Origin of the sequence: Bradyrhizobium sp. NBAIM03, assembly GCF_020194055.1 — a bacterium.
In the GTDB taxonomy this organism is placed as follows: Bacteria; Pseudomonadota; Alphaproteobacteria; order Rhizobiales; family Xanthobacteraceae; genus Bradyrhizobium; species Bradyrhizobium yuanmingense.
The window spans coordinates 213,781-232,287 of the sequence record NZ_JADYVS010000011.1 but is presented as its reverse complement, the minus strand read 5'-3'; the positions used below and the strand labels follow the sequence as shown (position 1 = coordinate 232,287).

Here is an 18,507-nt window from a genome sequence, read left to right as displayed (position 1 = left end):
GTGTGAGGGGGACTCTGCCTTGAGATTTCAGTTGTTGGCGATGAAGCCCTCCTCCGTGACGACCTTATCGGCTGTCCTTGCCATCAGTTCTCTCAGTTCGTCGTCAAAGACGGTGTCATCGTTCTGTTTGAAATGCTTCGCAAGTCCATAGGCGAAGGTTCTCAGATCCCATGAGACGCGTCCAAACGATGCAGCCGCCACTTTGAGTTCCTCCCTGTGAAACAAGGTTATCGTCCTAAATTGGGTGTTTGGATTGAAGAGCGCCGGCCGGAGAGCAAATCTACGACCATCCGGCTCGTTCATTGATACGAGCACTTGGAAGTGTGCGAGTTGGTTTCTGCGTTTGCGTCGGTCATCGACAGTTTTCTTGAGGGCGTCCCATGCAGCGAACAATCTTCGCTGCGGATCACCATGACCTTCTCCCATACCGAAAAGTAGTCTGAATCGGACTGCTGAATCGGTCATGGCGATCTTTCCCTCCGGAGCTTGGATCGCAAAGTACGCCGCCTGAGCCGGGACGTTCGAGCGGCGTACTTCATCGGCCTTCGCTATGGCTGTTGCAAAGACCTCATGTAAGGCATCTTCTACGTGCGACCACTGCGCTATGCAGCGCCCGAGATTTTCGTAGAATCCGGATTGTTCTTCATCGGGTGTCATCGCCGCTCCTGCAATGAGAGATCGGAAAGGTATGCATTCAATAACGGTGACGGTGCACTCAAATGAGCCGCGCCAATAGGTCGGGCTGAGTAACTAGGAAATAGCAGGATAAGGAGAGCAGGGGCGGGGGCCGAGGCAAATGTGCGTGAAGGGGGCCGGTTCGGCTCGGACAGCGTCACGCTCGAAGTAGTGCCGCCATCTCCTTCCAGTGATAGATTCGCACCTTCCCGGTTTGATGCCGCGCGGCTTTGGCGATGGCGTGCGCGATGTCGTTGCCGGCGAGCCCGCGATACCGGTCCGCCGGGCCGACGAGCAGCGGATTGAGCACGGCCCATATCGCGGCGATGAGGCGTTCACGCGGGCGATCCTCGTCGCGCGCGCCGAGGATCATCGAGGGGCGGAAAATATGTGTGTGCTCGAAATCGAGCGAGAGAATGTCCCGTTCAACTTCGCCCTTGGTCCTGAGATAGAACACGCTGGAAGCGGCGTTGGCGCCAACAGCCGTGACCAGAAACACCGACCGCGCGCCGTTCGCCCTAGCGATCTCGGCCGCCACCACCGGATAGTCATGATCGATCTTGTAGTACTCGGCCTCGTCAGGGGTGTGGTTGCGTGTCGTCCCCAGCGCGATGAAGATCTCGTCCGCAACCAATTGGGATTTAAGTGCGGGCAGGGACGCGCGATCGCCGATCAGCACCGTGAGCTTCGGATGGCTCACCGCCAGCGGCTTGCGGGCCACCGCCAGAACCCGCGAATAGTCGGGACTGTCCAAGAGGTCGCGCAGCAAATGCGAGCCGATGAAGCCGGACGCGCCGAAGACAAGTGCGGTTTTCATTCAAGCCACCGGTTTGCGTTGAGAGACCAATGCAAGTTGATGAATGCAGATCAGGAGGCCCAAGGCAACTTGGATTAGCTCGTGGGATGGGTAGAGCACTTGCGAAACCCATCATGTTTCGTAACGAGGCGCTCGATGGGTTTCGCTCCATCCTACGCGCTGTCAGTTCATGGAGCCCTGACAGCTTTCCGCAGCCTCAATCTTAGGGAAGCTCATCGGGCCACTTCTGGGCGCCGTGCAGGACGCGCAATCTCCGGATCGAGCTTTCCGTTACGGTATAGGCCGCGACGTAGGGAGTGCCGACAATGACGAGCTCGCGTGTGCCGGCGACACGGCCAGGCGCCCACTTTCGGGAAACTCGACAAGTCGATGCGCAGCGGCAGCGATCCTCTCGTCGAGCGCTATGGCTGCCCGAGGATTTTCAGCGACGATGTGGGTGAAGATGCCGTCGCGGTCCGACAGCGCGAACGCGGACCAGACGAGCTTCACGACTTTGGTTCATCCGCCCTGCGCCGAGCCGCCGCGCGCCGCTTTGCGAAATGCGCTTCAGCCTGTTCGTCGGAGGTATCGGGCCGGGTATCGTTCAGCGCCTCCAGAACCTTCGCGCGAAACCAGGCGTCATGAGCCTTGCCGTTCGTGAGGAGCTCGAGCGGTAGCGCGCCCTCATTGGCAGTCCGGGTGAGCAGGATGCGGACCGCGTCCGACACCGTTAGCCCCATCTCCTCAAGGACGGCCGAGGCGCGATCACGGACTTCGGCGTCGATGCGGGTCTGAACAAGGGCATTTGCGGCCATGTTACTTTCTCCGAAGCGATACGTCCAAGGTAATTCAATTGAATGACGAGTGCAAGGCGCCCGCGGGAGCGCGGCGCGGTAAGCGTGCTGTGTCATCGCCTATCGGCTCGCGTTCGGCCGATCAGCCACCGCGATGACTGCTCGTGAACCCCGCCAGAGCTGGCGCCGACCAAACGCCATGGCCGCACTCGTTGCAGAACTCCTGTTCGATCTCGTCAGAACCCTCGTGGGGAGCTGGCTGAGACAGGCTGCGGTGGCCATCTGTGCGTGGCTCGATACGAAGATTCACGGCCGCGCGGCACGCTTTGTCGTGGGCGGGCTACTCGGGATCGCCGCCTTTTTCCTCATTCCTGTTATCGCTGGCCTGCTGGGTCTTTGATGCCCTGGCTGAGGACATATCTCGTCATCGCATTGGCCGTGGGGGCGCTCGTCTCGACGGTGCTCCTCGTGCTGGAGCCGCTGACCGACTTCGCGTTGCTTTGGCTGGAGTGGCCGGGCATCAGCGCAGCGTATTTTTTCCGGGGAGCGGTCGGAGGCTCCGCCTTCCTCGGCATCGCCATTTCGTGGGTCGTGAATGCGCTGACCTACGGTCTGGGTGCTTTCGTCATTCTCAGCGCCTTGAAGGTGCTGAGGGACGCATGATCCCTCACGCCGTCTCCTCGTCACCCTTGGCGACGATCTCGACTTCGAAATAGCCCATGTCGCGGAGCTCGGCGGCTTTCTTCTCGGCCGCTTCCCTTGTGTCTCTCTTCAAGATGATCTGGCCCGCTCCGTCGCGGGCGCAAACGAAATATGACATTTTCGATTCCCAATTTCGTTTGCATACGCACGGAGCCGGGTTCCCGCAATCGGACGGCTCACTCGTCCAGCCCGGCCTTTTGCCGCATCTTGTCGATCAGCTCCGAGGCCTCGGCCTTGGTCAGCTCGTCCTCGGGCAGGTCCTGGTGCGCCTGCTCGGCGAGGGTCTTGAGATAGGATTCCTGGGCTCCCGTCATCGGATCGTCGCCGGAAACCCAATCCTTCGGGTCCTTCCGGGTGTTGTCGGCCATCGCACATCTCCTATTCCGTTTTCCGTAGAACGTCGGACTCGACTCTTCGTTCCGTTTTTGTTCTGATGGGCCATATCTCGAATTCGCGAGGCGGAACAATGCCGGACCTGGACTTTCTCAGGCGGGAGATCGAACGGATGCGCATCCAGATGGGCAGGCAGAGGAAGGAGATCCTCCAGCTGCAGCGGGCGGGTATCGGCACGGCCTCGGCCGAGGCGCTGCTGTCGCGGATGGAGGCGAAGGTCGAGAGCCTGTGCGCGCAACGCGACGCGCTGAAGGCGGCAGAGCCGCGCCAGACCAAGGGCAGGGTGCTCGGCGGGAGGACGTGGTGAGCAGGCGGTGGTTCGATGACGAGCGAGACCTGTCGCCCTTCCTGACCGCGCTCGAGGACGTTCGCCGCAGAGCGACGCGGGAAGGGTGGTGCTATGCCCACGTCCAGGCCATCATCGTCGCCATCGACCAATACGCGGAAGCGGCGACAGGCAATCGCGAGTATTTCCTCAACAAGCCGGTTTCGATCGGGGATAACCGGAAGGCCGCGGACATTCCGTGAGCGCCCAAGCGGCTCTCGGGACTACGCGGCAATCGTTGCCGATCAGCGCGGTGAGACCGAGGAGGAGGGCGCTGACCTCGTGCGCGCGGGCGAAGCGGTCTTGCTTCGCGGCGAAGCAGCCGCACGGCTCTTGCCGGACTTCGGACCAGCTTTTGGTGTGATCCCGTTCTGCTCGTCGAACTGCTTCAGCCAGGCCGCGATGTATCGCGGGTCGTCGGGACAAAGCCGCTCGAGCAAACGAAGGTTCTGCGCTCTGAATTCCACAAGGGTTTTCGGCATCACGGCTCCTCAAAACCCTGCCCGTCGCAAAAAGTGCGGCCGGACGGCCGCCGGGTCAACGGCAAAGAGCGCTTGAAATCCCGGGCGAGCTGATGCAGCGCCAAAAGCGAAAACCCCGCCCTTTCAGGAGCGGGGTTCTCTGTCGAGGTGAAGCTTAGGGACGCTTCAACTGTAAGACGCGCGAGCGGCAAGAAAGTTCAAAAGAACATGCGCCAGCTTCGCTGGAGTGGGAGGCGCTCGCGCCGGGCCATTACAAATCCGTAAGTCGGTTGAAAATCGACGCCGAAAAACTATCTCTGCGTCAGGCGGCAGCGTAACAAGCCGCCCCTCAACTGACACCCAGCCGCCGCGCTCAGAAAAAGGCGAAGCTGGGTCCTTTGACATTCCCTGCTCAGGTCCCGCCTCATTGGCCTCAGAGGCAAACGTCGATGGCTGCCCGCACCTATAACCACGAACGCTGGTCGGAAGACGACGACCGGCTGCTTCGATCCATGTGCGAAACGGGAAAGAGCCTCACGCTGATGATCGTGAAGCTCAAGCGTCCCATTGCATCGATCAGGTCGCGTGCGATCGAGCTTGGCATCAATCTTCCGGGCACGCGCATCGGTCTGCGACGGAAGCGGCGAACCGCTTGAGCCCGCGCGTCCGGACAAGGCTGCTCATGTCGCCGCGCCGCTCTACGCGAGCGGAGCGGCTGAACGATGCTCAGGCCGCAATCCGCTGTTCGACCGGCGCCGTCAGGAACTTGAGCGCTTCGGCGTGGGCGAGATCCGGAACCGCGATCGCCGTGTGGCTGTACATCGCGTGTGTGCGCGACGTCGCGATCTGGTCCAGGATCCCCTTGCCCTTGACGACGTGGAGGCCCATGCCGTCATCGACGGGGAAGATCGCCAGCACCACATCGTAGGCCGCGATCACGGCTCTGAGCGCCTCGGCCTTGTCTTCGGCGACATCGACAAAAACACGAACATCTGCCGCGAGTTCACGCAGCTCGTTAAAATCCAGCACTTTGAGGATACTCCAACGCAACCAACCTGACAGAAGCTTGGTCGCGTTAGGTTACTGAAGCGTCAACGACGGATCGCTGAGCCACAAGTTTCACGACGAGGTGACGCCAAAGCGCGATGCGATCTAGCGCTTGGCGTCCTCCTTGCGCAGCCTGGCCTCGGCGGCCTCGTCGACGAGAGTCAAGCTGGCCCCGTCATAGCTCAGCTTGAAACCGCGGCCGACGATCCAGATCCAGCCTTCCCGGTCCTTGATGGCGGAGGCGTTGAACTGCTCGGAAATCGATTTGACGGCGGTTTCCTGCGATCCCGGATTGTTCAGCGTCGCATTGACGCGCCAGATCGGATGCGTGGGGTCGGTCTCGTCGCCATCAACGGCGACCTTGGCGCCGTTGATGTCGCACGCCAGCGTGTACGGACCTCGGCTCGGCCGGCAGAGATAGTGGCGTCGCGCGACGAGCTTGTTGGCCTCCTCGAATGTCATCCCGGGCGAGAAGCCGAACATGTCGGACTTTTTCACGAGGGCGAAGGACGCAGGCTTCAAGAAGCTAGGCTGGATGGCGACGAGGGCTGCGACTGCGACCACGATTAAACCTGCGATGACGATAGCGACCTTCATCAGAACCCCATCAGATACCTTTCCTGGCTTATAGCAGCCGCGGCGCTGTGCCGAGAAAATTGCAGGTCCTAAAATTGCAGGTCCTAAAATTGTAGCTCCTGCAACGTCTTGCACAGGAAGTCGGGAACCTCGCGGAGCCCGTGCTTGCGTTTTTGGCCTCGATAGGGTCTAAGCCCGATCGCTTCATGACTTCTGGCATGAATCAGCAGCGCGCACTCGCGGGTCCGGCCGCGTCCCCAGCAGCAGAATTGCTCCGCGCACCCATTCAAAGGAATTCAGACCATGGCGAAGATGACGAAGACCCAATTGATCGATGCAATTGCCGAGGGCACGCAGCTTTCGAAGAACGACGTGAAGTCGGTGATCGAGTACATGGCGACGGTCGGCTACAAGGAGCTCAACGAGTCCGGCGAGTTCGTCATTCCCGGCTTCGTGAAGATGTCGGTCGTGAACAAGCCGGCGACCGAAGCCCGCATGGGCATCAATCCCTTCACCAAGGAGCCGATGCAGTTTGCAGCGAAGCCCGCTAGCAAGTCGGTCAAGGCCTCGCCGCTGAAGGTGGCCAAGGACGCCGTCTGACGTGCCGGCGATGTCGGTGCGGTGGGCTCATTGACGCGCCGGCGCAGCAATCAACGGCCGAGGACCAGGTGGTGCTCGGCCATCGCGATGCCCGAACACAAGACGACCATCAGGGTAAACAGCACGCGGTACTCGCTTCGTCCTGAACGACGAGCTTCGTTTCCTCACCATCCTTATCCGCTTCACAAGAAAAAGCCCCGCGCTTTCGCGCGAGGCTTTTCTGGCTGACGGCGTTGGGATTTCAGCGCCTGGCCGACAGCCATGGCTTTAACCTAAAGTTGAAATCGCAAAAAGCAACAGCGCCGCCACGACGGAGTATGTTCGTCAGGCGGCGCTGCCGTGTAACTGGGCGCTGAAATCCCCAGCTTCCATAGGTGCTTGCCGCGCCGAAAAGGTTCAACGCCGCCCCCACCAAAATTTTACGTCCGGGGCTGGACTTTTTGTTCTCATTTTGTTCTAGTGAGGCGCCTTGATGGACCGTTGGAGGTTGCTCATGACCGTCGAAAAACAGCGCGAAGTGATTAGGCTCTGGAACGAGCTCAGAAAGGTCGAGGGCCCTGCGGCGGAGGAGCTGCGCATCCAGATCCTCGAATGCTTCTCGAAGGAGAAGCCGAAGCGGGCGGCCTGACTTTGTCGACGCCACGCGGCAACGCGTAAGCGCGATCCGCTCCGAGGGGTCACGCTTGATCTCTCGCCGCGCTGCTTGCCGGCGAAGAGTCTTCTCGAAGTTTCGTCGATGAAGGGTCCTGCCGCGTCGATGGTGTGAGCGTGCGCGCTTTCATCGATCGTTAGGAATTGCTCTCCGCGCATTCTTGCGACTCCGATTCGTTCTTCGCGAACGAAACGGAGTCGAAGCTGGAACAAAGCCGGGCGTTCTTGCGCGCTCTCGCCGCGAAGGTGCCGGATGCGTCTGGCTAACGATAGCTTATGCGGATGCCGATAACCCTATTCGGTTAGGTTAAAAGCCCAATCGCGTTGCGCTTGCTGCGCCTTGGGGTAGGTGTTCGGCAAAGACAAGCAAGAAACGCCTTTGCCGAAAACGATTTGCCCAAGCAGCAATTTGCCATGATGCCTTTTTCAGCTCCGTCCTTTTTCCAAGGCGACCGGCACACCTACCGGCGCGTCGCCGTCGTCGGCACGCTGTTCTGCCTTGCTTTCGTTGTGATCAGCTTCTCGCTGCGGCCGCAGGCCGAGGACACGCGCGTTGCGGTGAAGGCCGACCGTTTGGTGCGTACGGCAGGCCAAGCCGCGCGCGCCAACTAACGACGCGCGCCAATTAACGCTCGTCGCCGCAACGGCGGTCATCGGCCCGCGCCTGCGGGGATCCGGCGCCGCGCGAGGCGAGCGCCACGAAGCCGGCATAGCCGGACAGGTTGAGCAAGACTTCGAGCCAGGCGGGCATATCTCTTTCTCTCCGCTCAGCAGGGAACGGGCTCAACGTCCGCGCGCATTCCTGGTTCCATACTCCCGCGAAGAAACTCAGAGCCGGGTGGACGGGTCGAGCCGGCGGCCGAGGGTCGCGACGGATTCGCTCGACGGCTGCTCCTTGAGGAACTCGGCGATGGCCTGCGCCAGCTCGCGGTCGCTCATCGGCGTCGGCGGCGGGCGCAGCGTGCCGACACCGAAGTTGCGGACGATCTCGTCGTAATGCTCATCCTCGGATTTGGGAACCAATTTGCGGATACGGGCCAGCAAGGCGGATAAGGGCAAACTCTCCTCCATGATTGTCGTCCCCGCTGGCAACCGTCATGGTCTGCTGCCATCTGCTCCCATGAAACTGAAAACCCCGCCAGCACCGCGGAGATGCTGACGGGGTCTTCGTGCTGTCGCCTCGACCCGGATGGCGGAGGCTCCCGCACTTGAGGTGCTAACCGCCGTCTCGCCGTTTCGTTCCCGCTTCATCGACATTTCTCGCCTGCGGGCCGGTTCCATCCATGCGCAACCATCGCAGGCGCTCGCCGTTGTCTCCGCGACACGCGAAGGAGGACAAGCATGAAGAAGACACTGGCAGTTCTGGCCACCATCGCGGCGGTCGGTGTGACCGCGGTCGCGGCGCCCGCGCCGGCTGAGGCGCGTGGCCGCGGCGGTATCGGCCCGGGCCTCGCGTTCGGCCTCGCCGCCGGCGCGATCACCGCGGGCGCAGTCGCGGCTGCTCAGCCTTATGGCTATTACGGTCCCCGCTACCGCTACTACGACGGTCCCGCCTATTACGGACCGGGTCCGTACGCCTATTACGGCGGGCCGTACTACCGTCACCACCACTACCGTCATTGGTAGTCGGCGAATAGCGAAAAGCCCGGAGCGGTGCTCCGGGCTTTTTTCATTCGCAGGTCTTGTTTACTCGCCCATTTTCGCGCTTGCCGGCGCGATGATGCCTACGGCCAGAGCGAGGGCCGCTCGGCCTTGCGGGCATTCTCCAGCGTCGCCACGAAATATTCCTCGCGCTCGCGCTTGAACTTTTCCTGCGTGGCACGGAAGGCGGCGACACGGGCGGCGATTTCTTCGCGTTCGCGCTCTTTGCGTTGTTCGTCTTCGGTCATGTCAAATCCCCTCTACACCTGAGTATGTGCACATCCGAACTCAAGCACTGCCGCCGCAATCACGTTGAGTCGCGTCAACACATCCATTGGCACTTCCGAATGGGGCGTCAATGGGGAGGAGGCATTGCAGGATTGTGATATGCGAAGGTCGGAAGAAATTGCCGAGTGCATTGCATTGGCGCTTGATAAGAGCGTCAACGATCTTGCCGCTTGCGCATGTTGCTGTCAGGCCAAACTATTCGGGAGGCGCGGTTGATCGCATCGGATGTGCAGAGCGGTATCGAACGGCTCGGCGACATGATCGCCGAGGCCAGGACCATCGTGCCGTTCACCGGTGCCGGCATCTCGACCGAATGCGGCATACCCGACTTCCGCTCGCCGGGCGGAATTTGGACGCGTAACCGTCCGATCCCGTTCGACGAGTTCGTCGCGAGCCAGTCAGCGCGGGACGAATCCTGGCGCCGCCGCTTTGCGATGGAGGAGGTCTTCGCCGCAGCGAAGCCCGGCCGCGGCCATCGGGCGCTGGCATCGCTCTACCGCGCCGGCAAGGTTCCCGCCGTCATCACCCAGAACATCGACAATCTGCACCAGGCCTCCGGCTTCGCGCCGGAGCACGTGGTTGAGCTTCACGGAAATACCACCTATGCGCGCTGCATCGGATGTGGGCAGGTTTACCCGCTCGACTGGGTGAAGCGCCGTTTCGATGACGATGGCATCGCGCCCGACTGCACCGCCTGTGACGCGCCGGTGAAGACCGCCACGATTTCCTTCGGGCAGATGATGCCGGACGAGGAGATGCAGCGCGCGACAGCGCTGTCGCAGGCCTGCGATCTCTTCATCGCGATCGGTTCCTCGCTGGTGGTCTGGCCGGCGGCCGGCTTTCCGATCATGGCCAAGCGCGCCGGTGCACGTCTCGTGATCATCAATCGCGAGCCGACCGAGCAGGACGACATCGCCGACCTCGTCATCCACCACGACATCGGCGAGACTCTCGGGCCCTTTGTCGGCAATTGAGGCATCAATTTGATTCGCGGCTGTGCAAGCTGTTCATAGGTTCCGGCGAATCTCTTTTTTGTCTATGCGTCTCAACCGGGAGTGTTATCTTTTGAGTCGAAAGATTCGCGTCGCGTCGAATTGAGAACATTCTCTTAAGGCGCGTGATTCGAGCGCCGCCAATGTGGCGGGTTGCATGGCAGTGTGGGGTCCGGGGTTATGGGGTCGTCGGACGGATTTGAGTCCAAGAAGCTTGGAGTTCCCGGACAGGGCACCTCGCAGGGGCGATTGACGCCGGGCGAGCATGGCGGAGCCGGCCGCGACAATGCGCTCAATCCCTTCACCGGATTGGGCGAACCCAGCGCCAACCTCGTCGAGGTCACCGGCGTCATCAAATGGTTCGACGCCTCCAAAGGTTACGGCTTCATCGTTCCCGACAATGGCTGGCCGGACGTGCTCCTGCACGTTACCGTGCTTAGGCGCGATGGCTTCCAGACGGCTTATGAGGGCGCCCGCATCGTCGTCGAGTGCATCCAGCGCGCCAAGGGCTACCAGGCCTTCCGCGTCGTTTCGATGGACGAGTCGACCGCGATCCACCCGGCGCAGATGCTGCCGCCGCGCACCCATGTCACGGTCACCCCAACCAGCGGGCTGGAACGGGCCCAGGTCAAATGGTTCAACCGGCTGCGCGGATTCGGCTTCCTGACCTGCGGCGAGGGCACGCCCGACATCTTCGTGCACATGGAGACGCTACGCCGCTTCGGCATGACTGAGCTGAGGCCGGGCCAGTATGTGCTGGTCCGCTTCGGGCCCGGCTCCAAGGGCATGATGGCGGCCGAGATCCATCCCGAGACCGGATCGCCGGGATTGCAGTCGCACTAAGGCTATGACTTCCAGCAATTGTGAGCAGAGGCGCGCTGCAAGTCCGGCGCGCCTCTTCCTTTTCCGGCGGTCGCCGCGTAAGGACTGATTGAAGTCCCACGCCGCGAGAGCCCCGATGAATTCTGATCGAAAGGCCGCCTGGTCCGCTCTGAAGGGCTGGCTGGCCGCCATCCTCGTCATCGCCGGCTGGGCCGTCGCCGGCGCGCCGGCCGGCGCCGCGAGCTTCCAGCCGCTCGAGATCGTCACCAAGAACGGCGTGCAGGTGTTCTCGGTCGAGATGGCAACGACCCCGGAGGAGAAGGAGACCGGCCTGATGTACCGCAAGGAATTGGCCGACGGCAAAGGCATGCTGTTCGACTTCAATCCCGAGCAGGAAATCTCGATGTGGATGAAGAACACTTATGTGTCGCTCGACATGATCTTCATCCGCGCCGATGGCCGCATCCTGCGCATTGCGGAGAATACCGAGCCGTTGTCGACGAAGATCATCTCCTCCCGGGGACCCGCCCGGGCCGTGCTGGAGGTGGTGGCGGGGACGGCGCAGAAGTACGGCATCCGCCCCGGTGATCGCGTCGGCCACCCCCTGTTCGGCGGCAAATAGGACGGGCAGGGGCGATTGCGGCCCAGGCCGGCGGCTTTGGAAAGCTTGCTGGCGCTCCGGGAAGCGTGTATCGACGGGGCTCGCCGGACATTCGGGGTATAGCGCAGCCTGGTAGCGCGGCAGTTTTGGGTACTGCAGGTCGTTGGTTCGAATCCAGCTGCCCCGACCAAAACATCAATGAAATCAATGTCTTATGGAGGCGTGATTTGGACCTCCAGTTCTCCAGAACCCCTCCAGAACCCTAACGGCTCGAAGTGGGGTTCTTGACCTCACTAATTAGTCTTTGCTGCCACTCGACAACCTCGTCCAGAAGGAAGCCCAACTTCATCGGAGTCAGGTGATACGGCTTCGGAAAAACCCCTTCTTTGACCATTTTGTCGAGTGTCGTTCTGCAAACCGGAATTCGCTCTAGGACCTCCGCTATCGAGATCATAGGTCGCAGTCTGAACTGTGGGGCATTTTCTATCTCCTGCGTCATATCTGCTCCTGACTACGGCCGGACTTGTTTCGTCCTAATTCGGGCTGGGACTCGATTTGAGCCCAAGTCCATGCAAACTCATTCGAGAGAATATGTCGACTATGGACCGTGGTTTTATAAACAGCGAAATGGTCGCCTCGCCGGATGGATGGTCGGCGACTCGTAGCTTGGAATTTGCGGCGGCATCGCGTCGATCGCGGCCTCTCGCAGGAGAAGCTCGCCGTGGATGCTCAAGTCGATCGAACTTATGTGAGCAGCTTGGAGCGTGGGATCGAGAACCCCACGGTATTGGTCCTTGACCGGCTCGCGGAGGCGCTTTCGATTCCGCTGTCAGAGCTATTCCGTGTGCCATCCCGCGGCGAACGCCCTCCGAAGCCGCTTTCTGGAGGGCGCCGCCCGAAGGGTCAGTAACGATCGGAAATTGGCGAGGCCCAATGTAGTCGTCGCACTGTCACCGCAATGCCCTTAGATCTACGTGCGGATTTCCGGATAGACCCGATTTAAAACGGTGTAGCACACACCTGTTGGTAAGTTGACAGCCATCGTTGCACCTAAGTTCGTCAGCCCCAACAATTTAGGGCTGATTCGATCAATACCTAGGAGCATTACATGGCAATGCTGCCGTACGTTACGGCCACCGGCAACGTCGAGAAGGCATTGATGGGCATTAAGGCCGCCGCAACGCCTGCAAAGGTTACGCAAGATTTCGTCAAAACGATACTGAAGGTGCCAGGTGGGTCTGGCGACCAGATGACATCCTTCTTGAAGAAGATCGGCTTTGTGAACGCCGACTCAACTCCGTCAGACATCTACACGCGCTTCAGAAATGGGGGCACAGCAGGCGCCGCGGCCGCAGCAGCGTTGCGATATGGCTATGCGCCTCTCTTCAAACGGAATGAGTTTTGGCACGCGCTTGGTGACAGCGAAATTCGAGGCCTTGTTCTCGAAGAGACCGGTCTCGCCAACGATTCGCCCACTGTCACCATGATCCTCAATTCAATGAAGGGCGTGAAGAAGTTTGCGAACTTTGAGCCGGAAGGAACGCCGCCTGACAAGCCCGAGCAGCCCGATCAGCCGCTCATTCAACTTCCTGCATCGCCCATTCCGCCGCAGATACCTGGCCAATCGTTGGGATTGAACATTGGCTACACTATCAATCTGAATCTGCCGGCTACTTCTGACATCGCTGTGTTCAATGCGATCTTCAAGAGCCTCAAAGAAAACCTTCTAAAGGCGTCCGATGGATAGCAGCAACCACCTTCGCTCGTTCGGCATGTCCGGGATGATGATCACGGATGAGCTGCGAGGTATTGAGCAGCAGTATAATATCGAACTGGGTCACATACCTCCCGCGATCAAGCAGAGCGCCCTTGAATACTATCCACAGTTCGAAAAGGAGGTGCGGCAACAAGCTGCAGCAATGGCCCAATATTACGAGCTGTTTTACTGCCTAGAGCAATCAGCTCGCAAACTCATTACCGAGACGATGGAGGAAGCTGAAGGCGCGGATTGGTGGGAAAACAAGGTGCCCCAAGCCATTCGCGAATATGTGAAAAAGCTCATGCAAGACGAACTCGATATGGGCATGACGCCGCGTTCGGCACGGGCGATTGATTACACGACCTTTGGCCACCTGTTCGACATCGTCGGTGCAAATTGGGCCCACTTTGAGCCGGTCTTTACCAGCCGACTAGCCGTTCAGCGCATCGTCAAAAACTTGAACATGCTCCGCGGGCCGATCGCCCACTGTTGCCCAATGTCCGAGGATGAAATCGATAGGCTGGTACTGACAGTGAAGGACTGGTTCAGACTAATCGGCTAACCGAGAACGTAGGAGGCGACTTGGATCTGGACCAACGCATATTCTACATTGTTGTCGTGCCAGATGGTCTGCCCGAGCAGGCGTCCATCATCCAGGGTTTTGCACCAAGCCTTATGCGCAACGCCCGCCTTGTCCAGGCCGCATCTTACTTGCCGTCAACTGTGTATGATTTGACCAAAGATGGGCAGGATACGCTGATTGCGCGGCGAGTGGCGGGGCAGGATCCCGTCAACTGGTTCGGCCAGACGCCGCGGGCCATTAGGTCGATGCCGACACCTCCGTTCGCGCCCTTTACCGTAGTTCTCCTCGGATCAAGCGAAGATCCCCGCGAATACGACGAATGGATTGCGACATGCTCTGCCAAGCCCACCATCGTCGCGCAAAAGGGAGGTCACCTCACGTACGAAGAACTGAACGCTGAGGCGCTTCGAAAGAGGTTCCTTGCGGCACTCGATGAGCTTCCTGCGGAGGTCGACGCCAACTCAATCGCCCAAGCGAGGTGGGTCTTAGAAAATTGGGTCGACGTGCCTGATCGCGACATCGGCTATCACGTTGGCGGGCATAACTGCATCACTCCTAACCTTATGGTTATGGCAAGCGTGGGGTATCGCAACGTCGTCGACCACGAGTTCGATGATACGGAGCGTGGCAATGCGCCCTATATCGAGCAGATCGTGAAAACGTCGCGCAGCGTGCTGGACCTTCGCGCTGCCGATGGTCAGCGTGACATGCATCGCATTTTCCGTCCGACGTTCGATCTCAATCTCTACGCGCCTGCTATCTATCCGCAGTTCTTCGATTTGCCGGCACCGCGGGATGCTTCAGCCGACGAAAGGAGGCGCTTCGCTTTGGTGCGAGAGGCGATGCAAAGGCAGACCGGATACAATTACTTCAACGCAAGCGAGAGTGCGAAACGTGCACTTCATAACCTTGATCTCAAAACGGGCGAGCCCATAGAGGGGCGTCCGCCAGGTCTTCATTTCTTGATCGGCATGAGGCGCGATGAACTCAATATCGGCACCAAGGCCGTGGCGGCTCTCGCTACATCAGAGTTTGCGCCGGTAATCCGCCTTCCGAATGATGTCAACCGCACGGGAGGTCTCGTGCGGACATTCGCGCAGCAGTACCGCGCTGCAAGCACAACATCGAGGAAGCGACTTCTCGCGTTCCGGCAAGTGCAGGAGCGGATGAAAATCGCCGTCCCCACCGAATTCATCGAGTTCATCCGAGGCGCGACGGTTGGTGTGCGCATTATCGCGGATGCTCATGTCGAGTGGCTTGACGTCGACGGACTGCCCCTTTGCATCCGCAAGGACACCGCAAGGCTGCCTGTTACGCCGGGGAACCTCTTTATCGATCAGATCGGCATGAAACCGCCAATCCACTTGACGCCCAAGGACCTGCAGCATGTCCTTGTTCTTAGCGCTCTTAAGCGGGATGACCCGATCGCTAAAATGTTCGACATTGCCTTTGATGCCTTCGGTCCACACTGGAAGGAGAACCTCAAGGTGGACCACGTTAACGTTTCAAATGCCGACGAACTGGTGGGCGCGATCAACGCCTTCGAGGGTCAGGTGTTGGTATTCGATGGACACGGCGCCCACAGGGACAAGCAAGCTGCCGCGCTCTACCTGCACGATGAGCCGATCGACGTTTGGACTCTGCGCGATCGAATTACACGGATGCCGCCGATCGTACTCCTCAGCGCATGCGATACACATGCAGCGGATCGCAATCATGCGACCGTTGGCAATGGCTTCCTGGCGCTGGGGGCCCGCGCCGTGTTGGCCTCCGTATTTCCCCTCTTTGCGCCTACCGCAGCCGCTTTCATTGCGCGGCTCCTTTACAGGATCTCAGCTTTCGTTGAGGTAGCCATCAACATACGGCAGCGTTCCGTGACCTGGCTCGAAATTGTGTCAGGCATGATCCGGATGCAACTCCTTAGTGATCTCAACCGCGCTCTCGAAGACGGAAAACGGATCAGCAGCGAAATTTATGTGGACATAGGTTCCCGCGGTAACGCGGCAATCAATGGAGAGCACGAAGACCCCTTCGCTGCGATCCTCCAGATGTACGAAGAGAGTGGAGTTCCAAGGGCCGACCTTGATCGGGTGTTCGAACTGACAATCGCGAATTCAAGCGCCATAAGCTACCTACACTTGGGACGGCCGGAGACGATCCTCATTGACCTGCCGGGGCGGATCGAAGAGCAGTTTAAACAGATCGCCAAGCAGGACGCGGGGTAATCTTGCCGCGGAGCGTCACATTGGTCTCATGTCCTTAGGGTTCTGCAACCCAGGCCTAAGGGTTCTCAGAACCCTTTTTGTGAAATTAGCTGCACGAAGATGTACGAAGGTGTGGGAAGGAAAGTTCCTGTTTTTCAACAGGATAGACTTCGTACATCTTCGTACCGCTTGACCCATTCTCCGTCCGTAGGACGTTTTGGGTACTGCAGGTCGTTGGTTCGAATCCAGCTGCCCCGACCAGTCCCGGGCGGCGCTGGCCTAGAGGTCAGCATCCAACCGGCAATGGCCAGGCATCTACGCGTCCGGCCTCCGCTTCGCGCGGAAATCAGCAAAGCCTCATCGAACCTTCGCCCGTCGCGATAGACAAATCCGTGTTGGGGATTTCAGCGCCCAATGTCTAACCGGACGCCGCCAAGCGATGAATATTCCGCTTGCGCGGCGTTGCGTTTTGTCCGCCGCGCTCGTCAGTTCGAGGCGTACCAGCCGGGCGGAAATGGCACGTACGGCCAGGCCATCTGATTGTCGTTGGCGGCTTGCGGCGGCCGTTGCGACGCCATGCTCACGATTGGCGCGGGCGGGATCACGCGCAACGCGAGGCGCAGACGCGCACATTGCAATTTCATCATTGTCGTCCCCCCAGCAATCTACTTGCTTCCAAACGTCCGATCGTCTGCAAAGTTCAGTCTTAAAATCGCCCTGCGCCGAAACGGCGCGCCCGTCCTCAAATCACGGGCATTCTAGAAAAACCGGCGCGGGCTTTCAACCAAACGCGCCGCTCCATCCCAAGAAGTAAGGTTGATCGGCAAGGTTAAAGGCGAGCGGCTGTTGCGGCCGTTTGGCTGGCTGCTATCAGGTCGGTCCCGGCTCGCGATGGGCTGTCCATTCTGTGCCACCACAGATGATTGTTCGTCGCGGCGCGCGGATCAGCCTAAGTTCTGCGCCAGCGAGTTCTGCCATGTCTATTGACCGCAACATCGGGACCATCGGTCCGCAGTCAAACTGGACCGAGATCTGGCACCTCTGGACGGTGATCGTGCCGCGCCGCTCCATCAACGGGCAGTTCGTGCTCGGCAAGGTCTGGCGCCGCCATGACGGCCGAGACTGGATCTACAAGAAGTTCACCGAGTTCGACGGCGAAGAGGCGGCCTAACTGCCGCCTCTCTCAGGCCGCCTTCGCCTCCGCAGCCGGCTTGGCCGGCGGCGGCTTCAGCGGCTTGTCCTGCTTCTTCGACCACGAGATGTAATAAGCCACCGTCGTCATGATCGCGATGCCGGCGACGCTGACGAAGATCTGCGCGAGCAGCGACCCTGAGCTCATCGACAGCTCGAAATGACCGACGAAGGACAGGAACACGCCGACGCAGAACACGGCGAGCGACTGCTGGCCACAGACGATCAAGGGGTCGAACACCTTCCACTCCAGCCCCGGCCACTCCTTCGGCACGAAGCGGATCACCAGGATCACGATCACCACGAAGTGGAGGAAGCGATACGGTGCGAGGTTGGTCTTGTCATTGGGGTTGAAGGCCGAGAACAGCCATTCCGGGAACATGCCGCCGAAGGTGGGGAAACGGCCGGCCATGGTCATGACCAGCGCGAACAGGAGATAACCGAGGCAGACCCACAGCGTAACAGGCGAATTGATCAGCGTTGCCGAGCGCCGCGCGCCCCCCATCGAGCACCAGGCGCCGAACACGAACAGCACCTGCCAGCAATAGGGGTTGAAGTACCACTGGCCGGCCGGATAGGCGTTCAGGTTCCAGCCGTAATGGCGCGCGGCGAGCCACAGCACGATCGACAGTATCATCGTCAAATCGGGCTTGCGCAGCATGAACCACAGCACCGGCGGAAACAGGCCCATCAGCACGATGTAAAGCGGCAGCACGTCGAGGTTGAGCGGCTTGAAGCGCAGGAACAGGCCCTGGCGCAGCGTCTCGGTGGCGTTGTCGACGAGGCCGGCGACGTTGAACTCGTTGATCATCTCGGAATCGCCGAAGCGCAGCGCGAGATAGCTGATTGATGCGATGTAGATCACGAACAGGATGATGTGGGCGACATAGAGCTGCCAGACCCGCTTGGTCAGCCGCGTGGCACCGACGATGAAGCCGCGGTCCAGCATCATCCGTGCATAGACGAAGGAGGCGGTGTAGCCGGAGATGAAGACGAACAGGTCGGCCGCGTCGGAAAAGCCGTAGTTGCGGGTCGTGATCCAGTTCACGACGTTGTCGGGGATATGGTCGAGAAAGATCGCCCAGTTTGCGACACCGCGAAACAGGTCGAGCCGGAGGTCGCGACCCTTGTCGGGAAGTGTGGCGCTGACGTTCAGGAAGGCCATGCGTCGGGAGCTTTCAGAGAGGACAGAAGCACGGAGATCGATGAAACCGGGCCGCCAAACGGGGTCCCAGGATGAAACGCGGGTACGCAATTGTCACGGTGCAGCATAATGACTATACCGTTGGCGAGGGTTGCCGGGCCCGGAATCAGGATCAGTTCCCAACCGGCTTCTCTATACTATCCCCGAGATTTCCACCAACTGCCACCGTGACGCATCGAAATCGAACGGAAAGACCAAGAGG

General features: G+C 60.0%; 28 protein-coding genes, 1 tRNA gene and 1 pseudogene. 18 read left to right on the top strand and 12 right to left on the bottom strand.

The annotated features are described in order from the left end of the window. Positions 1 to 27 precede the first annotated feature (27 nt). The 4 genes and pseudogenes from I6F21_RS19205 to I6F21_RS19190 form a co-directional block, all read right to left on the bottom strand. Positions 28 to 657, bottom strand: coding sequence for a hypothetical protein (locus I6F21_RS19205; RefSeq protein WP_225140726.1), 630 nt, complete (start codon positions 655 to 657; stop codon positions 28 to 30). A 175-nt stretch (positions 658 to 832) separates the two neighbouring features. Next, entirely contained in the window at positions 833 to 1,492 is a 660-nt protein-coding gene (locus I6F21_RS19200; RefSeq protein WP_225140727.1) for an NAD-dependent epimerase/dehydratase family protein, read from the bottom strand. 202 nt (positions 1,493 to 1,694) lie between these two features. Further along, positions 1,695 to 1,981, bottom strand: a pseudogene (locus I6F21_RS19195) (type II toxin-antitoxin system RelE/ParE family toxin). Next, a complete protein-coding gene (locus I6F21_RS19190) occupies positions 1,978 to 2,286 on the bottom strand; it encodes a type II toxin-antitoxin system RelB/DinJ family antitoxin (protein WP_225113584.1) in 309 nt (102 codons plus the stop codon). Before I6F21_RS19190 ends, I6F21_RS19195 begins: the two are co-directional and overlap by 4 nt. A 178-nt stretch (positions 2,287 to 2,464) precedes the next feature. Here I6F21_RS19190 and I6F21_RS19185 point away from each other — a divergent pair, with 178 nt between their 5' ends. Both I6F21_RS19185 and I6F21_RS19180 read left to right on the top strand, forming a co-directional pair. After that, complete coding sequence (locus tag I6F21_RS19185) at positions 2,465 to 2,665, top strand: hypothetical protein (protein WP_036033381.1); 201 nt, start codon at positions 2,465 to 2,467, stop codon at positions 2,663 to 2,665. Continuing rightward, positions 2,665 to 2,928: a hypothetical protein gene (locus I6F21_RS19180; protein ID WP_036033380.1), complete on the top strand. Its 264-nt coding sequence runs from the start codon at positions 2,665 to 2,667 to the stop codon at positions 2,926 to 2,928. Before I6F21_RS19185 ends, I6F21_RS19180 begins: the two co-directional genes overlap by 1 nt. A 4-nt stretch (positions 2,929 to 2,932) precedes the next feature. Here I6F21_RS19180 and I6F21_RS19175 read toward each other — a convergent pair whose 3' ends face one another. Together I6F21_RS19175 and I6F21_RS19170 are read right to left on the bottom strand one after the other, a co-directional pair. Then, entirely contained in the window at positions 2,933 to 3,085 is a 153-nt protein-coding gene (locus I6F21_RS19175) for a hypothetical protein (protein WP_156447126.1), read from the bottom strand. A gap of 58 nt (positions 3,086 to 3,143) precedes the next feature. Next, the gene (locus tag I6F21_RS19170) at positions 3,144 to 3,335 is read right to left on the bottom strand and encodes a DUF3072 domain-containing protein (protein ID WP_035999694.1); all 192 of its coding nucleotides are present in this window, start codon (positions 3,333 to 3,335) and stop codon (positions 3,144 to 3,146) included. 98 nt (positions 3,336 to 3,433) lie between these two features. On the opposite strand from I6F21_RS19170, the gene I6F21_RS19165 reads away from it, so the two are divergent. From I6F21_RS19165 to I6F21_RS19155, 3 genes are all read left to right on the top strand, one after another. After that, complete coding sequence (locus I6F21_RS19165) at positions 3,434 to 3,667, top strand: hypothetical protein (protein ID WP_036022975.1); 234 nt, start codon at positions 3,434 to 3,436, stop codon at positions 3,665 to 3,667. Next, positions 3,664 to 3,888, top strand: coding sequence for a hypothetical protein (locus I6F21_RS19160; protein WP_085974320.1), 225 nt, complete (start codon positions 3,664 to 3,666; stop codon positions 3,886 to 3,888). Before I6F21_RS19165 ends, I6F21_RS19160 begins: the two co-directional genes overlap by 4 nt. A gap of 707 nt (positions 3,889 to 4,595) precedes the next feature. Further along, on the top strand, positions 4,596 to 4,802 hold the full coding sequence (locus I6F21_RS19155; protein WP_036022978.1) for a hypothetical protein: 207 nt from the start codon (positions 4,596 to 4,598) through the stop codon (positions 4,800 to 4,802). Positions 4,803 to 4,872: 70 nt separating this feature from the next. Here the strand turns inward: I6F21_RS19155 and I6F21_RS19150 are convergent, their stop codons facing one another. Together I6F21_RS19150 and I6F21_RS19145 are read right to left on the bottom strand one after the other, a co-directional pair. Beyond that, positions 4,873 to 5,175: a hypothetical protein gene (locus I6F21_RS19150; RefSeq protein WP_035999680.1), complete on the bottom strand. Its 303-nt coding sequence runs from the start codon at positions 5,173 to 5,175 to the stop codon at positions 4,873 to 4,875. A 123-nt stretch (positions 5,176 to 5,298) separates the two neighbouring features. Next, complete coding sequence (locus I6F21_RS19145; RefSeq protein WP_225140728.1) at positions 5,299 to 5,790, bottom strand: hypothetical protein; 492 nt, start codon at positions 5,788 to 5,790, stop codon at positions 5,299 to 5,301. A gap of 282 nt (positions 5,791 to 6,072) precedes the next feature. On the opposite strand from I6F21_RS19145, the gene I6F21_RS19140 reads away from it, so the two are divergent. The 3 genes from I6F21_RS19140 (at position 6,073) to I6F21_RS19135 (ending at position 7,632) form a co-directional block, all read left to right on the top strand. Further along, positions 6,073 to 6,369, top strand: coding sequence for an HU family DNA-binding protein (locus I6F21_RS19140; RefSeq protein ID WP_008558895.1), 297 nt, complete (start codon positions 6,073 to 6,075; stop codon positions 6,367 to 6,369). A gap of 493 nt (positions 6,370 to 6,862) precedes the next feature. Beyond that, the gene (locus I6F21_RS38840) at positions 6,863 to 6,997 is read left to right on the top strand and encodes a hypothetical protein (RefSeq protein WP_260347228.1); all 135 of its coding nucleotides are present in this window, start codon (positions 6,863 to 6,865) and stop codon (positions 6,995 to 6,997) included. Between the two features lie 437 nt (positions 6,998 to 7,434). Beyond that, positions 7,435 to 7,632, top strand: a complete 198-nt coding sequence (locus tag I6F21_RS19135) for a hypothetical protein (protein ID WP_036045621.1) — start codon at positions 7,435 to 7,437, stop codon at positions 7,630 to 7,632. Between the two features lie 13 nt (positions 7,633 to 7,645). On the opposite strand, the gene I6F21_RS38835 is transcribed toward I6F21_RS19135, so the two are convergent. Both I6F21_RS38835 and I6F21_RS19130 read right to left on the bottom strand, forming a co-directional pair. After that, on the bottom strand, positions 7,646 to 7,771 hold the full coding sequence (locus I6F21_RS38835; RefSeq protein ID WP_035999737.1) for a hypothetical protein: 126 nt from the start codon (positions 7,769 to 7,771) through the stop codon (positions 7,646 to 7,648). Positions 7,772 to 7,848: 77 nt separating this feature from the next. Beyond that, positions 7,849 to 8,091, bottom strand: coding sequence for a hypothetical protein (locus I6F21_RS19130; RefSeq protein WP_225128697.1), 243 nt, complete (start codon positions 8,089 to 8,091; stop codon positions 7,849 to 7,851). 270 nt (positions 8,092 to 8,361) lie between these two features. On the opposite strand from I6F21_RS19130, the gene I6F21_RS19125 reads away from it, so the two are divergent. Beyond that, positions 8,362 to 8,646, top strand: a complete 285-nt coding sequence (locus tag I6F21_RS19125) for a hypothetical protein (protein ID WP_225140730.1) — start codon at positions 8,362 to 8,364, stop codon at positions 8,644 to 8,646. A gap of 98 nt (positions 8,647 to 8,744) precedes the next feature. Here I6F21_RS19125 and I6F21_RS19120 read toward each other — a convergent pair whose 3' ends face one another. Further along, the gene (locus I6F21_RS19120) at positions 8,745 to 8,909 is read right to left on the bottom strand and encodes a hypothetical protein (RefSeq protein ID WP_225140731.1); all 165 of its coding nucleotides are present in this window, start codon (positions 8,907 to 8,909) and stop codon (positions 8,745 to 8,747) included. A 252-nt stretch (positions 8,910 to 9,161) separates the two neighbouring features. On the opposite strand from I6F21_RS19120, the gene I6F21_RS19115 reads away from it, so the two are divergent. The 9 genes from I6F21_RS19115 to I6F21_RS19070 all read left to right on the top strand — a co-directional run bounded on the left by I6F21_RS19115 (position 9,162) and on the right by I6F21_RS19070 (position 17,081). Further along, on the top strand, positions 9,162 to 9,923 hold the full coding sequence (locus I6F21_RS19115; RefSeq protein WP_225113587.1) for an NAD-dependent protein deacetylase: 762 nt from the start codon (positions 9,162 to 9,164) through the stop codon (positions 9,921 to 9,923). Between the two features lie 198 nt (positions 9,924 to 10,121). Further along, positions 10,122 to 10,784, top strand: a complete 663-nt coding sequence (locus I6F21_RS19110) for a cold-shock protein (RefSeq protein WP_225125480.1) — start codon at positions 10,122 to 10,124, stop codon at positions 10,782 to 10,784. A 115-nt stretch (positions 10,785 to 10,899) separates the two neighbouring features. Then, on the top strand, positions 10,900 to 11,385 hold the full coding sequence (locus tag I6F21_RS19105; RefSeq protein WP_035999663.1) for a DUF192 domain-containing protein: 486 nt from the start codon (positions 10,900 to 10,902) through the stop codon (positions 11,383 to 11,385). Between the two features lie 92 nt (positions 11,386 to 11,477). Further along, positions 11,478 to 11,554 (top strand) — tRNA-Pro (locus tag I6F21_RS19100). Between the two features lie 453 nt (positions 11,555 to 12,007). Continuing rightward, positions 12,008 to 12,274, top strand: a complete 267-nt coding sequence (locus I6F21_RS19090; protein ID WP_212066449.1) for a helix-turn-helix transcriptional regulator — start codon at positions 12,008 to 12,010, stop codon at positions 12,272 to 12,274. A gap of 198 nt (positions 12,275 to 12,472) precedes the next feature. After that, positions 12,473 to 13,111 (top strand): DUF5343 domain-containing protein, encoded by a 639-nt coding sequence (locus tag I6F21_RS19085; RefSeq protein ID WP_225183357.1) that lies wholly within the window; start codon positions 12,473 to 12,475, stop codon positions 13,109 to 13,111. Continuing rightward, positions 13,104 to 13,685 carry a Swt1 family HEPN domain-containing protein gene (locus I6F21_RS19080; RefSeq protein WP_212066453.1) on the top strand — a complete coding sequence of 194 codons (582 nt, stop codon included), beginning with the start codon at positions 13,104 to 13,106 and terminating at the stop codon, positions 13,683 to 13,685. Before I6F21_RS19085 ends, I6F21_RS19080 begins: the two co-directional genes overlap by 8 nt. 20 nt (positions 13,686 to 13,705) lie before the next feature. Beyond that, complete coding sequence (locus I6F21_RS19075; protein WP_225183356.1) at positions 13,706 to 15,931, top strand: CHAT domain-containing protein; 2,226 nt, start codon at positions 13,706 to 13,708, stop codon at positions 15,929 to 15,931. Between the two features lie 955 nt (positions 15,932 to 16,886). Continuing rightward, positions 16,887 to 17,081, top strand: coding sequence for a hypothetical protein (locus tag I6F21_RS19070; protein ID WP_036027955.1), 195 nt, complete (start codon positions 16,887 to 16,889; stop codon positions 17,079 to 17,081). A 12-nt stretch (positions 17,082 to 17,093) separates the two neighbouring features. Here the strand turns inward: I6F21_RS19070 and I6F21_RS19065 are convergent, their stop codons facing one another. Next, positions 17,094 to 18,266 carry an OpgC domain-containing protein gene (locus tag I6F21_RS19065; protein ID WP_036027956.1) on the bottom strand — a complete coding sequence of 391 codons (1,173 nt, stop codon included), beginning with the start codon at positions 18,264 to 18,266 and terminating at the stop codon, positions 17,094 to 17,096. Between the last annotated feature and the right edge of the window lie 241 nt (positions 18,267 to 18,507).

Excerpts from the sequence above, each read along its gene's own strand:
- I6F21_RS19080 (WP_212066453.1), top strand. The coding sequence starts at position 13,104 with ATGGATAGCAGCAACCACCTTCGCTCGTTCGGCATGTCCGGGATGATG.
- I6F21_RS19120 (WP_225140731.1), bottom strand. The coding sequence starts at position 8,909 with ATGACCGAAGACGAACAACGCAAAGAGCGCGAACGCGAAGAAATCGCC.
- I6F21_RS19145 (WP_225140728.1), bottom strand. The coding sequence starts at position 5,790 with ATGAAGGTCGCTATCGTCATCGCAGGTTTAATCGTGGTCGCAGTCGCA.
- I6F21_RS38840 (WP_260347228.1), top strand. The coding sequence starts at position 6,863 with ATGACCGTCGAAAAACAGCGCGAAGTGATTAGGCTCTGGAACGAGCTC.
- I6F21_RS19170 (WP_035999694.1), bottom strand. The coding sequence starts at position 3,335 with ATGGCCGACAACACCCGGAAGGACCCGAAGGATTGGGTTTCCGGCGAC.
- I6F21_RS19065 (WP_036027956.1), bottom strand. The coding sequence starts at position 18,266 with ATGGCCTTCCTGAACGTCAGCGCCACACTTCCCGACAAGGGTCGCGAC.
- I6F21_RS19110 (WP_225125480.1), top strand. The coding sequence starts at position 10,122 with ATGGGGTCGTCGGACGGATTTGAGTCCAAGAAGCTTGGAGTTCCCGGA.
- I6F21_RS19180 (WP_036033380.1), top strand. The coding sequence starts at position 2,665 with ATGCCCTGGCTGAGGACATATCTCGTCATCGCATTGGCCGTGGGGGCG.
- I6F21_RS19190 (WP_225113584.1), bottom strand. The coding sequence starts at position 2,286 with ATGGCCGCAAATGCCCTTGTTCAGACCCGCATCGACGCCGAAGTCCGT.
- I6F21_RS19185 (WP_036033381.1), top strand. The coding sequence starts at position 2,465 with ATGGCCGCACTCGTTGCAGAACTCCTGTTCGATCTCGTCAGAACCCTC.
- I6F21_RS19175 (WP_156447126.1), bottom strand. The coding sequence starts at position 3,085 with ATGTCATATTTCGTTTGCGCCCGCGACGGAGCGGGCCAGATCATCTTG.
- I6F21_RS19165 (WP_036022975.1), top strand. The coding sequence starts at position 3,434 with ATGCCGGACCTGGACTTTCTCAGGCGGGAGATCGAACGGATGCGCATC.
- I6F21_RS19140 (WP_008558895.1), top strand. The coding sequence starts at position 6,073 with ATGGCGAAGATGACGAAGACCCAATTGATCGATGCAATTGCCGAGGGC.
- I6F21_RS19125 (WP_225140730.1), top strand. The coding sequence starts at position 8,362 with ATGAAGAAGACACTGGCAGTTCTGGCCACCATCGCGGCGGTCGGTGTG.
- I6F21_RS19090 (WP_212066449.1), top strand. The coding sequence starts at position 12,008 with ATGGATGGTCGGCGACTCGTAGCTTGGAATTTGCGGCGGCATCGCGTC.
- I6F21_RS19135 (WP_036045621.1), top strand. The coding sequence starts at position 7,435 with ATGATGCCTTTTTCAGCTCCGTCCTTTTTCCAAGGCGACCGGCACACC.
- I6F21_RS19105 (WP_035999663.1), top strand. The coding sequence starts at position 10,900 with ATGAATTCTGATCGAAAGGCCGCCTGGTCCGCTCTGAAGGGCTGGCTG.
- I6F21_RS19085 (WP_225183357.1), top strand. The coding sequence starts at position 12,473 with ATGGCAATGCTGCCGTACGTTACGGCCACCGGCAACGTCGAGAAGGCA.
- I6F21_RS19130 (WP_225128697.1), bottom strand. The coding sequence starts at position 8,091 with ATGGAGGAGAGTTTGCCCTTATCCGCCTTGCTGGCCCGTATCCGCAAA.
- I6F21_RS19155 (WP_036022978.1), top strand. The coding sequence starts at position 4,596 with ATGGCTGCCCGCACCTATAACCACGAACGCTGGTCGGAAGACGACGAC.
- I6F21_RS19200 (WP_225140727.1), bottom strand. The coding sequence starts at position 1,492 with ATGAAAACCGCACTTGTCTTCGGCGCGTCCGGCTTCATCGGCTCGCAT.
- I6F21_RS38835 (WP_035999737.1), bottom strand. The coding sequence starts at position 7,771 with ATGCCCGCCTGGCTCGAAGTCTTGCTCAACCTGTCCGGCTATGCCGGC.
- I6F21_RS19205 (WP_225140726.1), bottom strand. The coding sequence starts at position 657 with ATGACACCCGATGAAGAACAATCCGGATTCTACGAAAATCTCGGGCGC.
- I6F21_RS19070 (WP_036027955.1), top strand. The coding sequence starts at position 16,887 with ATGTCTATTGACCGCAACATCGGGACCATCGGTCCGCAGTCAAACTGG.